13 protein-coding genes are annotated in these 14,664 nt (G+C 70.5%); 1 reads left to right on the forward strand and 12 read right to left on the reverse strand.

All coding sequences use genetic code 11. The annotated features are described in order from the left end of the window. Positions 1-49: 49 nt before the first annotated feature. Positions 50-1,288, reverse strand: a complete 1,239-nt coding sequence (locus tag ABL312_RS14650; protein WP_349358143.1) for an LptF/LptG family permease — start codon at positions 1,286-1,288, stop codon at positions 50-52. Further along, a complete protein-coding gene (locus tag ABL312_RS14655; protein WP_349358144.1) occupies positions 1,285-2,508 on the reverse strand; it encodes an LptF/LptG family permease in 1,224 nt (407 codons plus the stop codon). Before ABL312_RS14655 ends, ABL312_RS14650 begins: the two co-directional genes overlap by 4 nt. Before the next feature lie 177 nt (positions 2,509-2,685). On the opposite strand from ABL312_RS14655, the gene ABL312_RS14660 reads away from it, so the two are divergent. Further along, positions 2,686-3,147 carry a phosphatidylglycerophosphatase A gene (locus tag ABL312_RS14660; protein ID WP_349358145.1) on the forward strand — a complete coding sequence of 154 codons (462 nt, stop codon included), beginning with the start codon at positions 2,686-2,688 and terminating at the stop codon, positions 3,145-3,147. An 11-nt stretch (positions 3,148-3,158) separates the two neighbouring features. Here the strand turns inward: ABL312_RS14660 and ABL312_RS14665 are convergent, their stop codons facing one another. The 10 genes from ABL312_RS14665 to acuI form a co-directional block, all read right to left on the reverse strand. Continuing rightward, on the reverse strand, positions 3,159-4,103 hold the full coding sequence (locus ABL312_RS14665) for a phosphatidate cytidylyltransferase (protein WP_349358146.1): 945 nt from the start codon (positions 4,101-4,103) through the stop codon (positions 3,159-3,161). Further along, positions 4,100-4,918, reverse strand: coding sequence for an SDR family oxidoreductase (locus ABL312_RS14670; protein WP_349358147.1), 819 nt, complete (start codon positions 4,916-4,918; stop codon positions 4,100-4,102). The genes ABL312_RS14665 and ABL312_RS14670 overlap by 4 nt, the downstream gene beginning before the upstream one ends. A gap of 3 nt (positions 4,919-4,921) precedes the next feature. Further along, positions 4,922-6,028, reverse strand: coding sequence for an inositol-3-phosphate synthase (locus tag ABL312_RS14675; protein ID WP_374730210.1), 1,107 nt, complete (start codon positions 6,026-6,028; stop codon positions 4,922-4,924). Positions 6,029-6,181: 153 nt separating this feature from the next. Beyond that, the gene (locus tag ABL312_RS14680; protein WP_349358149.1) at positions 6,182-6,850 is read right to left on the reverse strand and encodes a DUF4833 domain-containing protein; all 669 of its coding nucleotides are present in this window, start codon (positions 6,848-6,850) and stop codon (positions 6,182-6,184) included. A gap of 65 nt (positions 6,851-6,915) precedes the next feature. Then, a complete protein-coding gene (locus ABL312_RS14685) occupies positions 6,916-8,151 on the reverse strand; it encodes an aminotransferase class I/II-fold pyridoxal phosphate-dependent enzyme (protein WP_349358150.1) in 1,236 nt (411 codons plus the stop codon). Positions 8,152-8,703: 552 nt separating this feature from the next. Beyond that, complete coding sequence (locus ABL312_RS14690) at positions 8,704-9,813, reverse strand: 2-aminoethylphosphonate--pyruvate transaminase (protein ID WP_349358151.1); 1,110 nt, start codon at positions 9,811-9,813, stop codon at positions 8,704-8,706. Then, on the reverse strand, positions 9,810-10,955 hold the full coding sequence (gene aepY / locus ABL312_RS14695) for a phosphonopyruvate decarboxylase (protein WP_349358152.1): 1,146 nt from the start codon (positions 10,953-10,955) through the stop codon (positions 9,810-9,812). The genes ABL312_RS14690 and aepY overlap by 4 nt, the downstream gene beginning before the upstream one ends. A 7-nt stretch (positions 10,956-10,962) precedes the next feature. After that, positions 10,963-12,597: a phosphoenolpyruvate mutase gene (gene aepX / locus ABL312_RS14700; protein ID WP_349358154.1), complete on the reverse strand. Its 1,635-nt coding sequence runs from the start codon at positions 12,595-12,597 to the stop codon at positions 10,963-10,965. A 116-nt stretch (positions 12,598-12,713) separates the two neighbouring features. Next, positions 12,714-13,511: a phytanoyl-CoA dioxygenase family protein gene (locus ABL312_RS14705; protein WP_349358155.1), complete on the reverse strand. Its 798-nt coding sequence runs from the start codon at positions 13,509-13,511 to the stop codon at positions 12,714-12,716. A 134-nt stretch (positions 13,512-13,645) separates the two neighbouring features. After that, on the reverse strand, positions 13,646-14,638 hold the full coding sequence (gene acuI / locus ABL312_RS14710; protein WP_349358156.1) for an acryloyl-CoA reductase: 993 nt from the start codon (positions 14,636-14,638) through the stop codon (positions 13,646-13,648). Positions 14,639-14,664 lie beyond the last annotated feature (26 nt).

Consider the following 14,664-nt stretch of genomic DNA (forward strand, 5'->3'; position numbering starts at 1 on the left):
CGCCGACGGGCGCCCACGCCGCCGTAGCTCCCGGTCCACCGGACCGCCGCTAATGCGGGCGCGACAGGATCGCCTGCGCGACGACGACGCCGGCAAGCGCCAGCCAGACCCCCATCCAGCTGCTGGTGAAACCGGACAGGGCTCCGATCTCGCCCATCGCCCAGGACACTTTCGTCGCCACCAGCGCGAAATAGCCGACCATCGCCAGCACCACGATCCGCCCCGGCGCGACCATGCGGCCCGAGCCGGCGATGGGCGCGAGACTGGCCCCGAGCAGGGCGTAGGCGCCCGGCAGGATGAAGGCGGCCCAGCGCCGCCACAGCGCGGCATCCACGTCCGGCGTTTTCAGAGGGTTGCTCTCCTGCGCCAGCGCTTCCAGCGGCGCCTGCGGCAGATAGAAGGCCGGCACGTCGTAGTAGCTCAGCGTTTCGGGAAGCAGGTCGAGGCGCACCTCGAGCGTGTCGTAGCGCGAGATCATGTAGAGCGAACGCTGCGCGAAACCGGCGCCCGCCGCCTCACCCGCGCCGGCTCCCTCCCCGCCGCGCCCGTCCTCGCCGGGCAGGCTCGCCCACAGATGGACGTTCCGGAAGCGCCAGAAGCCCGGCCGCCCGGTCGGCTCGGCGCGTTCCGCCACGAGCACGTCGCGCAAATCGCCCGCGACCACGCCGCGATAGACCTCCAGATCCGTGAGATGGGGCGTGGCGCTGCGCACCACATGGGCGCGGATGGCGTTGCCATCGACCACGAACCAGCGCTTTCCCGACACGCGCCCCTCGACGAAACGCGCGCCATAGCCGCCGAGCTGCAGGTCGGCCTGCGCGAAGACGGCCGCCGGCCGCAGCCAGCGCTCCAGCGTGAACTGGAACGCCCCAGCCATCAGCGCGAAGACGCCGACCACCAGCAGCGTCTGGCGCGGCGACCAGCCGGCCGCCCCCAGGATCGTCGTCTCGCGGTTGAACAGGCGATAGAGCTCGCTGGCGAAGAGGCCGATGAAACAGGCGACGGGAAAAAGCCGCGTGACGATATCCGCCATCCGGTAGACGAGATAGATCGCCAACAGGCCGGCGGGCGACCGCTCCAGCGCCTCGGCGCGGGCGAGGATGCCGTCCAGTTGCTCGGCCAGATCGATCGCCCAGGCGATGATCAGGAACATGGTCATCACCAGCGCCGTCACCCGCACGTAAAGCCCGAGCGCGCGCCGCCCGGCGATGCCGAGCACCGGCGCGCGAACGGCGCGCAGGCCGGGCGCCAGTCTCGCCGGGACAAGCGGCCGCGCGTCCATGATCATGCCCGCTCCGTCACCGGGCGCAGCAGCGTGGCCGCGCGCGCGGTGACCGCGAGCACCAGCATGAGCGCGAGCGCGGCCGCGCCCGCGACTCCCACGCCGGCCATCGCCAGCGGGGCGCCGACGGCGAGCTCTCCCAGCAGCGCCCGCGCCACGACATCGAGCGCCAGGAGCCCGGTGCAGGCGAGCGGCAGGGCGAAGTAGCGCCCCAGTCCGCCGCCGGCGAAGGTGCACGCCAGCAGCGCCAGAAGCGGCGCCAGGAACACGACCAGCGCCCGCGCCGCGCGCTCCCCGGCGATCTCGCGCGCCTCGCGGCCCGCCGGATCGGCGGCGATGCGCGGCTCGAGCGCTTCCAGCAGGGTCCATTCCTCGGCCACCTCGCCGCGCGGTACGTGACGCAGCACGTTTTCCAGACTGACCGGCACCGAGACGTTTTCCACCTTCACCTGCGGCAGGCGCGGCACGCCGGCGATATCGGGGTCGGCGAGGGCGCGCAGGTTGGGCCCGCGTCCGCCCTGCAGCACGCCACGATCCCGGGCCGCGTCGACCCGGATGAAATCATAGGCGATGACCCGCCCGAGGCCGAGGTTGTAGGTGCCGTCGGCATCGGGACCGATCAGCCGCCAGTCGCCGGCCTGGGTCACGCGCCAGCTCCCGTCCTCGCCCGGCTGATGCACGAAGAGGCTTTCGTGCGGCGGGGCGACGCTGGCATCGCTCAGCGCGGCGAAGGTCTTGCCCCGGATCGTCTCGATGAGCGTTCCCTCGCTCGGCTCGGTGATGCGGCGAAACAGCAGGTCGCGCTTCAGGTCGAATACGACGGTCCGGTTGACGCTGCGCGCCAGCGGATCGACGAAGCCCGACACCAGCAGGCTCGCGGCGAAGGCGACCACGCCGACCGCCAGCGCGACGCGCACGGCGAGCCCCTGCGACACGCCGGCCGCCGACAGAACCACCAGTTCGCGCTCCTCGCGCGCGGCCACGAAGGCGAAATAGCCGCCGATGACGCACGCGAGCGCCAGCGCGAAGTCGAAGATCTCCGGCGCGGTGAGCAGCAGCACCGACACCGCGACCGGCACCGTGCCCCCATTGGCGAGCACACGCTCCAGCGTGCCGGTCAGCCCCTCGGCGAGAAACACGATCTCGATCACGCCGACCACGATCGCGGCCTTGAGGACCACGCGCAGAAAAAGCGCGCGCGCGGCGAGCGAGCCGAACGCCCTCATGCGCCGCCCCCCGCTTCGCGCCAAAGTACGCGAAAGGGTGCGCGCCCGGGTCCGCGCACGCCAGTCCGCGAAGTCCTCTCCGGCTGTCCCATTGATCCCGTCATCGCCCGCATTTTCGTTTCATGCTAAGGCACCGCCGCATCCGCGATTCCCGCCGTCCATCATAGGCGTCCCGCCATGGCCCGTCTTGCCCGTCTCCTCGCCCTTTCCTTCGGCGCCGGCCTGTCGCCTGTGTGGCCCGGCACGGTCGGCGCGGCGCTGGGACTGCCGCTGGCGGCCGCCCTCTTGCCGCTGCAGCTGCCGGTCCAGATCGCCGCGCTGGCGCTGGTCTTCGCCGTCGGTGTCTGGGCGTCGGCGGTCGTCGCCCGCGACACCGGCGAGGAGGATCCGCAGATCGTCGTCATCGACGAGACCTTCGGCGCCGCCGCCGTGCTGATCGCCCTGCCCGAGCATCCTGTGTGGTGGATCGCGGGCTTCATCGCCTTTCGCGCCTTCGACATCCTCAAGCCCTGGCCCGTCGACTGGGTGCAGGACAGGGTGAAGGGCGGGCTCGGGATCATGGCCGACGACGCGGCCGCCGCCGCCTATGCCATCGCGCTTCTGGGGCCGCTGCCGGCCGCCCTTGCGTTTCTGTTCTAGAGCCGCCGTCGTCAGGCAGCCACCTCCGCGACCAGAACCAGCGCCGGCGCGGCGATCAGCCAGGCATCGACGATGTCGAGCGCGCCGCCCTGGCGCGGCAGGACCGCCGGATAGTCCTTGACCCCGGCCGCGCGTTTCAACCGCGAGGCGGCGAGATCGCCGACCACCGCCGCCGCCGAGATCACCAGCGCGGCCAGCAACGACGCGGCAAGACCCCAGCCGAAGACCAGAGGGCCGAGCAGCGCGGCGGTGAGCGCGAGCATGATCCCGCCGATGGCCAGCCCCTCGACCGTCTTGCGCGGGCTGAGCACCGGAAAGGCCGGCCGACGGCCGAACAGCTTGCCGCCGAACAGGGCGTAACTGTCGTAGGTTTCCACCAGCAGGAAGGCGAGCAGCACCAGTCCGCCGTAGCCGGGCGTGAGCGCACAGGCCGCGAACAGCACCGCCGGCACGCCGGGAAAGGCGATCAGCTCCGCCGCGCTGCGGACCCGCCCGCGCGGCAGCGCCCGCGCGACAAGGCAAGCGACCAGCGCCACCCCGGCACCGCCCGCGATGAGCGGCGCCAGGCCGAGCTCTTCGAGACGCGACGGCCACAGCACCAGCCCGACGGCGGCGGCCGTGAGACACAGGCCGAAGGCGATCGCGGGACCTGCGCGCGCGCCCCGTGCCTGCGTCCAGGCCACATGCGCGGCCTCGTAGCCGAGGCGTGCGAGCAGGGCACCGAGCGCCGCGTGCAGCACGATCCCACCGATGAGAAACGGAACGACGCCGGCGGCGACGATCACCACCTCCGTGCCGAGCGTCGGCCACAGGTCGCGGGCCTTTTGCGCGGTCGCCGGCACGAGGCTCGCGACCGCCAGCGCCAGCGTCCCGACACCCAGCACGGCGAGGATCGCGCCTGCGGCCAGCACCGGAGAGACCGGCGCGACGACGAAGGGGGAAAGAGCGGGGGTCACGGCTCGTGCTTTCGCGCAAGCCGGATCTGGTAGCGGCGCAAAAGCGGCGCGAGCAGACTGTGCCCATGCGCCAGCAGCCGCATCTGCGCGCCGGGCGCCACGACGAAACGGCCGCGCTCGGCGCCGGCGAGAATGCGCTCCGCGACCCGGTCCGCCGACCACAGGCCGCCGCCGGCGGTGATCGCCCTTGTGGCGGCCGGCTTGGTGCGGTTTTCCGCCTCCAGTTGCGGCGTGTCGGTGTCCGGCGGATAGGCGAGCGTGACCTTGATGTTCAGCGGCGCGAGTTCCACCCTGAGCACCTCGGCCAGCCCGCGCATGGCGAATTTCGACGGCGCATAGGCGCCATAGCCGTAGATGCCGAAGAAGGCCGCGCCGGAGGAGACGAACACCATGTGCCCGCCGCCGGCCGCGCGCATCGCCGGCGCGAGCGCATGCGCCACATGCAGCGCGCCGAGGTAATTGGTGCGCATCTGTTCGCTGTGGTCGGACAGGGGCTGTTCGAGAAACTTGCCCGGCCGCGCGATGCCGGCGTTGAGCACCGCGAAGCGCGGCGTCCCGAGCGTTGCGTTCACGGTGGCGACGGCCTCGGCAACCTGCGCCTCGTCGCCGACATCGACGGCAAGGCGCGCAACTCGCGCCGCCGGAACGGCCTCGGCGATCCTGCACGCTGCGTCGTCGAGCCGCTCGATGCGGCGCGCCAGCAGCGCCAGATCGTACCCCTTGCGCGCAAGACGCAGGGCCAGCGCCAGACCGATGCCGCTGCTGCCGCCGGTGATCAGCGCCACCGGGCGCGCGGGCTCGGCCGGGCGCACCACGGCTCAGCCCTCCGCGTCGCCCGTGAAGGCGAGCAGACGCTGGTAGCCTTCCGCATCCTCCACCTGAACCGGCGGGTGCTTGAACAGGAAGGCGCTCGCATCCTCGATCGGGCCGGCAAGGCCCCGGTCGCGGGCGATCTTCGCGCAGCGGATGGCGATCATCGCCATGGCCGCGGCATTGGGAGAATCCTCGACCTCCAGCCGCATCTCGACATGCGTGCGCACGCCGCCGAACAACCGCCCCTCGAGCCGCACATAGGCGACCTTGCGGTCGTCGAGCCACGGCACATAGTCGGACGGGCCGATGCGGATCTCGTTGTCGGACAGGCGGTCGTGCATCGCCGTCTGCACCGCCTCGGTCTTCGATTCGCGCTTGGTCGCGAGCCGGTCGCCGTCCATCATGTTGAGGAAGTCGGTGTTGCCGCCGACGTTGAGCTGGTAGGTCCTGTCGATCTTCACGCCACGCATGTCGGCAAGCCGCGCGAGCGCGCGGTGGGTGATGGTCGCGCCGAACTGCGCCTTGAAGTCGTCGCCGAGGATCGGCACGCCGGCCGCGCGGAACCGCTCGGCCCAGGCCGGATCGGAGGCGATGAAGACCGGAATGCCGTTGACGAAGGCGCAGCCGGCCTCCAGCGCGCATTCGGCGTAGAACTCCGTCGCCTCGATGGACCCCACGGGCAGGAAGTTGATCACCACCTCGGCGCGCGCCTCCTTCAGCGCGGCGATGACGCCGGCCTTGTCGAGCGCCGGCTCCGGCGAGACGACGAAGCTGCGGTCCGGCGCCTGGTTGCGCATGAAGGCCGAGACGCCGTCGAGATCCGGCCCGCGCAGCACCGGCGCCGTCATGGCGGCGAGATCGGTGTGGAAGATTTCCGTGCAGTTGGGCAGCGCCACCGCCGCCTCGCCGACCGTCTTGCCGACCTTGCGCGCATCGACCTCGAAGGCCGCCACGATCTCCACGTCGCCGGGCACATAGCCGCCGAGTTCGGGGAAGGGCACCCCGACCGCCGCATCGCCCATGGCGCGGCAATAGGCCACGCCCTGCACAAGCGAACTCGCGCAATTGCCGGCTCCAACGATCGCGGTGCGGATCGCCCTGGCGGAAGACATCGTCATGTTCCTGTCAACCTCTGACCCTCGTCCGGCTCAAGGCACGCCCGTCGCGCCGCCGGCGGTTTCTCGTTCTTCTGCATGCCCGGAAGGGTCCGCGCACGCGCCGCGCGGCGCGGTCGTGCGGGGCCGGTTCGGGACGGCGGTGAAGGGTTACTCTATCTGGATGCGTTCCACCAGCGCCTTGCCGGTCTCCGCGTCGCGGCCGAGCACCACGACCTTGCGCACGCTCGGCACCAGACCGCTTTCGTCCACGTCGACATAGGCGTAGAGCGGCCGCATTGCGTGGCGGCCCGACTGCAGGACCAGTTCCGCCCTGCCGGGCTCGACCAGACGCACCGTGGCTTTCCGCTCGGGGTAGGACACCACATAGAGGTCGAAGACGTCCGGATCGCCGGTGGCCTGCGCCCGCACGCCGAAGGCGAAGGCATCTTCCATCATCTTCAGCGGCTTGCGCTCGCCGGTGGTGTTGAAGCGCCGCCAGTAGGCGACGACCGGCTCGCGCGGATCGAGCCGCCCGTCCTCGCGAAACTGCGCGGCATAGACGATGGTGTTCGGATTGGTCGAACGCTGCAGATAGAACAGCATGTTCGGCTCGTCCGGCACCGGAAACTCGGGGCGGATCACCGGCAGTTCGTCGACGATCTCGACCTGCGAGCCGACCGCCTTCTGCTGTGGCGCGTGGCGGATCTCGGTGCCTTCCTGCGCGACCGCCGGTGCGGTCCACAGCAGACCGGCGAGCGCGGCGACACCTGCGGTCAGGCCCGCCGCCCGTCTCGCTCCCCCCCGTCCCGCTCTCCGCAGTGCGTGCTTGCGACGCATCGTTCCGATCACCTCTCGGCCCTGCGCGCCGGCGCGCGACCCGGCCCCGCGCACGATCAGCGCGATCAGCCTCCGGCCGCCGCGGAGCGTGGCGCTCTCGCGTCGTCGTTTCCGGTCACGATCCCGGCGACGATCTCCACCGCCCGATCCATCTCGGCCCTGGTGTGCTCGGCGGAGATGAAGAAGCGGATGCGCGGCTGATCCTTCGGCACCCCGATCTGGACGATGGGGGGCGCATAGATCCCGTTTTCCAGCAGCGCCTGCGAGGCGATCATCGTCTGCTCGGGCGAGGCGAAGAGGATCGGCACCACGCCGTAGCCGATCGCCGCCCCCGTATCGAGCCCGGCCGCCTGCGCGGCGTCGCGGAAGTAGACGGAATTCTCGTGCAACCGCGTGACCCGCTCGGGATGCGCCTTGAGATGCGCCAGGGCCCCGTGCGCGCTGCCGAGCGTCGCCGGCGACAGACCGACGCTGTAGACGAAGCCGGGAAGCGTGAAGCGAAACCAGTCGATCACCCCCTTCTCGGCGCAGACGAAGCCGCCGGAGGAGACGAAGGACTTGGACAGCGTGCCGACGGTCAGTTCGATGCGCTTGGGATCGATGCCGTAATGCTCGCAAAGCCCGCGACCGGTCTTGCCGACCACGCCGTAGGAATGGGCCTCGTCCACCAGCAGCCAGGCATCGTGCTCGTCCTTGAGCTCGACGAGACGCGGCAGATCGGGGATGTCGCCATCCATCGAATAGAGCCCCTCGACCACGACCAGCACGTTGCGATACTGCCCGCGCAGCTCCTCGAGCTGGCGCTGGAGATCGTCCATGTCGTTATGGGCGAAGGTGCGATGGTCATAGCGCCCGTTCTTGGCGCCAACGAAAATGGAGTTGTGCGCCAGCTCGTCGATGAGCACCAGATCGCGCGGGCCCATCAGGAAATTGATCAGGGAGACATTGACCAGATAACCGCTGACCAGGGTCATCACGTCGCCGACGCCGAGAAACTCCGCAAGCTCCGTCTCGAAGGCGCGGTGACCGGCCCGCTCGCCGCCGACCAGACGGGAGGCGCCGACGCCGGCACCCAGGCGCTCAAGTTCCGCGCGGGCGCGGTCGATCACATCCGGGTGCTGTCCGAGGCCCAGATAGTCGTAATGGGCAAAACTGACAAAGGGGATGCCCTGGCGTTCGCACGCCTCGCGCTGCTGGTCGACCGGCAGGAAGTAGGGATTGTGCTGTTCGATGATCGCCTTTCCCGCAAGGCGAAATCGACGTTCGGCAACCACGGAAAAGCTCGGCCGGTCAGGCTTCATTCTTGTGTACCCCCAAATCCGGAGAACTGTCGGAGACAATCCGGATCGTGTCAACTCGGTGCGGCGCAACCGCCTGCAGGCAAACGAAAGCTCCCGAAGCCGGCTATCGACTCAAGATCCGTCGCAACCGCTGACCCCGTGTTCGTGCCATCGGCTCCGAACAGGTCGCGGGCGCCGGCCCTTGGTCCGTTGCGGAACCCGGGCGCGGCGCGATCGGCCTTCCGCAGTGTGCAGACCCCGCTAAGTATCGGAAAGTCCCCAGGCTGTCGAGTAAGCCGGACAAGCGATCCCGGCTTCACAAAGTTGCAATGGTCACATCCACATGCGACGCGCGCAACGCGCACCGGCCGGCGGAAGCTGCCTCACAGGCGGCATGCCGCCGGTGCCGGTCGGGAGACACGCGCGACGCCGGTCGGTGGAGGGTCGGTTTTCAAGGACTTTTCTCGTCGCGCCTGGAGACAGCCCGCCCGCCCGGCGCGGCGCGAAGACCGCCGGATCGCGATGCCGCGCCCGCCGGACGGGCCGGTGCGGCGGGCGTCGCGGCGCGGGGCGTCAGCGGATCAATTTCTGTTTCATTTCTGTAACAACGCCGTCGGCCGCCTCCAGGAACGCCTCGATCACCGGCGGGTCGATGGCGCCGATCACGCCGATGCGGAACGTGCCGAGCGCCCGCATCTTGCCCGCGTAGATCGCGAAGCCCCGCGCCCGCAGGGCGTCGTAAAAGGTCTGAAAGTCGAACCAGCGCGCCTCCGGCTCGACAAAGGAGACGATGACCGGCGCCTGCACGCCCGGGTCCAGCGCGGTCGAAAAGCCGAGATCGGCCATGCCCTGGGTCAGGCGCCGGCAGTTCTCACCGTAGCGGGCAAGCCGGGCCGGCGGGCCGCCCTCCTCGTCCAGCTCGTCCAGCGCGGCCGCAAGTGCCGCGACCACATGGGTCGGCGGCGTGAAGCGCCATTGCCCGTCCGCCTCAAGCCCCTGCGCCTGCGCGGCGAGGTCGAGCACGACCGAGCCGGCGTTCTCGCGCCCCGCCTCGAGAAGGTCGCGGCGACAGACCACGAAGGAAAGCCCGGGCACGCCCTGCAGGCACTTGTTTGAAGAGGCCGCGACGGCGGCGAGATCATGCGCCGCCATGTCGATCGGCAGCGCGCCGAAGCCGCTCATGGAATCGACCAGCAGATGCCGGCCGGCCGCGCGCACCGCCGCGGCGATCTCGGCCAGCGGATTGAGCAGGCCCGATGTCGTTTCGCAATGGACCATCGCCGCGAAGGCGAGACGCGGATCGGCCTCCAGCCGCCGGGTGACCTCCGCCGGGTCGTGCGTTTCGGTCTCGCCGACCTCGTAGATCTCGCAGTCGCGGGCGATCCGCCGGCAGATATCGGCCATGCGGCGGCCATAGGCGCCGTTGACCAGCAGGAGCACCCGCGCGCCGCGCGGCACGAGCGTCGCGAGCATCGCCTCGATGGCGAAAGTGCCGCTGCCCTGAAGCGGCACGCAGACATGACGCCCGTCGCCGCCGGCAATCCGCGTCAGCCGGTCCATGACGCCGGCGGACAGGGCGATGAAGGCCGGATCGCGCGAGCCCCAGTCGCGCAGCATCGCCTGGCGCACGCGGGCGCTGGTGGTCAGCGGTCCCGGCGTGAGCAGGATCGGACTGTCGCTCATGCCCCGCTCTCCGTCAGGAAGCCGCGGAACCGCCGCGCCACCTCGCGCGGGGGAACGGTCGGCCGGCCGAGACCGGACACCGCCTGCGGCGCGACCCGCAGATGCAGGAAGCGCGGCCCCGGGCTCGCCAGCGCCGAGGCAAGCGCCGCACGCGATGCCTGAACGCCGCTCGCCCGCGCCGCGAAGCGATAGCCGCACGCCGCCGCCACGGCCGCGAAATCCACATGCGGCGAGACCGTCGCCTGGCCGCCGGTCGACAGATGCTGGCCGTTGTCGAGCAGCACATGCGTCAGATTGGCCGGCGCCTCGGCGCCGATGGTCGCGAAATTGCCGAGCTTCATGAGTGCGGCGCCGTCGCCGTCGAGCACCACGATCTCCCGGCGGCTGTTGAGCGCCGCGCCGAGGCCGATGGCGCTCGCCCCGCCCATGGAGCCGACGCAATAGAGGTTGCGGGCGTGATCCTCCAGCGTGAACAGCTCGCGCCCGGTGTGGCCCGTGGTGGCGATCACGCCGGCGCGCGCGGGCAGATCCGCGATCAGCGCCGCCATCACGTCCATCCGCGATTCGGGTGCCGCGTCCGGCGTGAAGTCCAGCACGGTCGCGCGCGGCGCGGGCCGCGCCTCGGACTCTTCCAGCGGCTGCGGCGCGATTGCCCCCTTCGGCTGCACCATGGCGGCGACCCGGCCCGTGTCGCGCATGGTCGCGACCGCCCGGGCGAGTGCCGGGCCGACCGCTTCCGCCGTGTCGGGGAAGGGAAAGCGGATCGCGCCGATCAGGTCGAGCAGGCGCGGCGTGATCTCGCCCATCAGCGCGTGCTGGGGCTCGTCCTTGACGCCCGGCTCGCCCCGCCAGGTGGTGATCAGGAGCGTCGGGATCTCGAAGGGATGATTGAGCGAGGTCACCGGATTGACGGCGTTGCCGAGCCCGGAGTTCTGGCACATCACCGCCGTCTCGCGCCCGGCGAACCAGGCTCCGGCGGCAATCGCCACCGCCTCGCCCTCGCTGGTCGCCCCGACATAGGAGGTCTGCGGATCGGAGATCGCCGCGTTCATCAGGGGCGTGAGAAAGCTGCAGGGCACGCCGGTGAAGACGTCGATGCCGGCGCTTTTGGCGGCGCCGAGAAAGTCGGAAGCCTCGATCATCGCGTCCTCACACCGCGTCCCGCGCCTGGGCGAGATCCATCAGATCGTTGACGTTGCGCCAGTAGCCCCGCACGTAGACCACCCCGATCCGCGTGCCCTCTTCGGCAAGGCGGGTCAGCACGGCGCCGATGTCGGCGGTATCGAGCGCGCCCTCGGCCTCCAGCGCGGCGAGCGCCGCGCGAATCAACGCCGCGCCGCGCGCGTTCGCCCGCAAGAGCCCGACCCAGACGCCGTCCCGGCCACCGGCCTCGAAACGTTCCAGCACGGGCGCGGCGCTGTCGAGCGCCATCTCGTCGCGGAAGGGCGCGCTGCAGGCCACGCCGTCGCGCACGGTCTCGCCGCCGTCCGTGTCGGGGGCAGGATCGACCAGGATCACGATGTCCTCGTCGCGATCGTCGAAGAGCGACAGGAAGAACGGCCGGTAGAGGATATCGCCGAAGGCGACGATCACGTCGCCGTCGCCTTCCGCGAGTGCAAGCGACAGCGAGCGCGCCTCGCCGCTCGTGTCATGCGCGGGATTGTCGATCTTGGCGATGCCCGGCACGTCGACCGCATCGGCGCGATAGCCGACGACGACGGAAATGTCGCCGACACCCTGGCGGGTCATCGCCTCCACCTGCCGTTCCAGCAGCGACTGGCCGCGCACCGGCAGCATGCACTTGGGCTTGTCGGCGGTGAGGTCCCCGAGGCTCTCGCCCCTTGTGGCCGCCAGGATCACCGCGCGCGCCGGGGTCTCGGCGGCGAGATAGCGCTTCTCCGCCTCTTCCAGTTCGGCCGCGCCCGCGAGCGCGAAGACGTCGCCCAGCGGCGCGACGGCGCCCTCGACCTCCAGCAGCGTCTCCTCCGCCTTGAGCCTGGCGCAGGTGTCGCGCATCGCCTGGATCGAGCTGCGCAGATTGTGGTTCGCCCAGATCACCATCGACGCGCCGATCTCGCGGAAGCGCTCGGTCGGCGTGCGGTAATACTTGGTGGGAATAAGCACCACCGGCGCCCGGTTGTCCCACTGGCGGCAGAAGTCGAAGATCTCGTCGGCCGTGCTCTTCTTGGAGTGGATGACGATGGCATCCGCCCCGGCCTCGACATAGGCGTGGGCGCGGGTCAGCGCCTCGTCCACGCCGCGCCCGGCGATCAGCGCCTCGATGCGGGCGATGATCGTGAAGTCGGGGTGAAGCTGCGTGTCCTTGCCCGCCTTGATCTTCCCGCAGAACTCGTCGATGTCGGCGAGCGGCTGGTTCTCACCCAGGAACGAATTGGTCTTGGGGAAGATCTTGTCCTCGATGCACACGCCGGCGACGTCGCGCTCGCACAGCTTCCGCACGAAGCGGCGGAAATTGTTGAAGTTGCCGTAGCCGGTGTCGCCGTCGACCAGGATCGGCAGGGACGAGGCGTCCGACATGTATTCCAGCATGTCGAGCACCTGGGTCCAGGACAGCTCGTTGTTGTCGCGCACGCCGAGCGTCGCCGACATCGACAGGCCCGACGCCCAGATCCCCTCGAAGCCGGCCTCCTCGACGATGCGCGCCGACAGCCCGCTGTGCGCTTCCATCAGGAAGGCAAGCTCGGGACGGGTGAGGAGCTGGCGAAGACGGGTGAACTTGGCCGGCCGGTCGCCGGCCGGGGTCGAAGCGGGAGTGCGGAGCAAGGTCGGGCCTTTCCTGTATCGTGATCGCGTGGGCCGGTATCGTCATCGCATGGGACCGGGGTCCCGGTCGCGCCGGGCCGGGCGGCACGCCACGGCACCCGCCACCCTGCCGGTCGTCAGACGCGGAACGTGTAGTCGCGCGCCGCGTCCCGGTCCACGTCGGGAGGATAATTCGCATGCTTGTCGGCATAATAGCGGGCGAGATGATCGCCTTCGCGCGCCGGGTTGTAGGTGGCGAAGTACAGGCGCCGCTGCGTCGACGCGCGGTTCGTCTGCGAGCGATGCGGGCAGAAGCTGTCGATCAGCACCACGTCGCCGGGCTCGGTTTCCACCGGCACGAAGGTCATGTCCGCCATGTCCGCGTCGCTCAAGGGCTCCCATTCGCGGAACATGCCGCGCCGGTGATGGCCGGCGGCGAATTCCACGCAGCCGTTTTCCACCGTCGCGGCGTCGATCGACACCATGATCGAGACGAACCGGCTGGCATAGGTCCACCAGCCCGCCTGCTGGTCCTGATGGGGCGTGAAGCCGGCCCCGCCCGGGCGCTTGAAGTTGAGCTTTTCCTTGAACAGGACCGCCGGTTCGCCCAGCGCCACCTCCGCATAGTCGAGCAGCGCCGCGTTGAGGGCGTCGAACACCGGCGAATGCGCGGCGAGGTTCTCCATCCGCGCGACGATCCGGCGCGGGTCGGGATCGGCGATCGTCTCGCCGTAGACCCAATGCTGTCCGGAGCGCTCGGGCAGGGCCTCGAGCCGGGCCACCTCCGCCTCGATTGTCGCAAGTGCCGCGCGGTCGAAGGCACCGGACACGAGCACGAAGCCGTCGTCGGCATAGCGCCGCGCCTCGTCGTCGCGCATCGCGCGGCTGACGCGGAACGGGTTGTCGGACGAAAGCGACGATGCGGTCATGGTCATGGCACGTTCCCCCTGCCGGAGGGCGCGGCGACCCGGTCCCTCTACGGCGGGAAACAGTCGTAGCGAAGATGCCGGCAAAAGAAAAGCAGCGGGCCGGGCCGGTCGTGCGCGGACACCGACCCGCCGCCTGGCTCCTACGCGTTGACGTCGACCACGACACGCCCGCGCACGCCGCCCTTGAGGATCGCGCGGCCGAGCTCCGGCAGGTCGGCGAGCGTCGCCGGCTGGATCATGTCGGCGAGCTTGTCCATCGGCAGATCCCGCGCGATCCGTCCCCAGGCGCGCAGCCGGTCGTCATGGGGCCGCATGACGGAATCGATGCCGAGCAGGTTCACCCCGCGCAGCAGGAAGGGAACGACGGTCGCCGGCAGCCCCGCGCCGCCGGCCAGACCGACGGCGGCAACCGAGGCGCCGTACTTCATCTGCCCCAGCACGCGGGCGAGCATCGCCCCGCCCACCGCGTCGACGCAGCCGGCCCAGGTCTCGGCTTCCAGCGGGCGCTTCACCGTCTCGTTGATCTCCTCGCGCGCCACGATCCGGCTCGCGCCGAGGCCCGTGAGATAGTCCGCCGTCTCCGGCCGTCCGGTGACGGCGGCGACCTCGTGACCGAGATGCGCCAGGATCGCGGTCGCGACCGACCCCACGCCGCCGGCCGCGCCGGTCACCAGCACCGGACCGTCGCCCGGCTTGAGACCGTGATCCTCCAGCGCCATCACCGCGAGCATCGCGGTGAAGCCGGCCGTGCCGACGGCCATCGCGTCGCGGGTCGTGAGCCCGTCCGGCAGCGGTACAAGCCAGTCGGCCTTGACCCGCGCCTTCTGCGCATAGCCGCCCCACCAGATCTCGCCGACGCGCCAGCCGGTGAGCACCACCTTGTCGCCGGGCGTGTAGCGCGGATCGTCGGAGGCCTCGACCGTGCCGGCGAAGTCGATCCCCGGCACATGCGGATAGGTCTTGACCAGCCCGCCGCCGGACCCGAGGCACAGCCCGTCCTTGTAGTTCACGGTGGAATACTCGACCGCCACCGTCACGTCGCCCTCCGGCAAGCGGCTTTCGTCGATCGTCTGCACGCCCGCCGAGGTCTTGCCCTCGTCGTCCTTGTCCACGATCAGCGCCTTGAAGCTCATGCTCGTCCCTCCTGTCGTGTGGTCGT

The organism is Stappia sp. (assembly GCF_040110915.1).
Lineage (GTDB): Bacteria > Pseudomonadota > Alphaproteobacteria > Rhizobiales > Stappiaceae > Stappia.

Excerpts from the sequence above, each read along its gene's own strand:
- ABL312_RS14650 (WP_349358143.1), bottom strand. The coding sequence starts at position 1,288 with ATGATCATGGACGCGCGGCCGCTTGTCCCGGCGAGACTGGCGCCCGGC.
- aepY (WP_349358152.1), bottom strand. The coding sequence starts at position 10,955 with ATGATCGAGGCTTCCGACTTTCTCGGCGCCGCCAAAAGCGCCGGCATC.
- ABL312_RS14690 (WP_349358151.1), bottom strand. The coding sequence starts at position 9,813 with ATGAGCGACAGTCCGATCCTGCTCACGCCGGGACCGCTGACCACCAGC.
- ABL312_RS14675 (WP_374730210.1), bottom strand. The coding sequence starts at position 6,028 with ATGTCTTCCGCCAGGGCGATCCGCACCGCGATCGTTGGAGCCGGCAAT.
- acuI (WP_349358156.1), bottom strand. The coding sequence starts at position 14,638 with ATGAGCTTCAAGGCGCTGATCGTGGACAAGGACGACGAGGGCAAGACC.
- ABL312_RS14705 (WP_349358155.1), bottom strand. The coding sequence starts at position 13,511 with ATGACCATGACCGCATCGTCGCTTTCGTCCGACAACCCGTTCCGCGTC.
- ABL312_RS14660 (WP_349358145.1), top strand. The coding sequence starts at position 2,686 with ATGGCCCGTCTTGCCCGTCTCCTCGCCCTTTCCTTCGGCGCCGGCCTG.
- ABL312_RS14680 (WP_349358149.1), bottom strand. The coding sequence starts at position 6,850 with ATGCGTCGCAAGCACGCACTGCGGAGAGCGGGACGGGGGGGAGCGAGA.
- ABL312_RS14685 (WP_349358150.1), bottom strand. The coding sequence starts at position 8,151 with ATGAAGCCTGACCGGCCGAGCTTTTCCGTGGTTGCCGAACGTCGATTT.
- ABL312_RS14655 (WP_349358144.1), bottom strand. The coding sequence starts at position 2,508 with ATGAGGGCGTTCGGCTCGCTCGCCGCGCGCGCGCTTTTTCTGCGCGTG.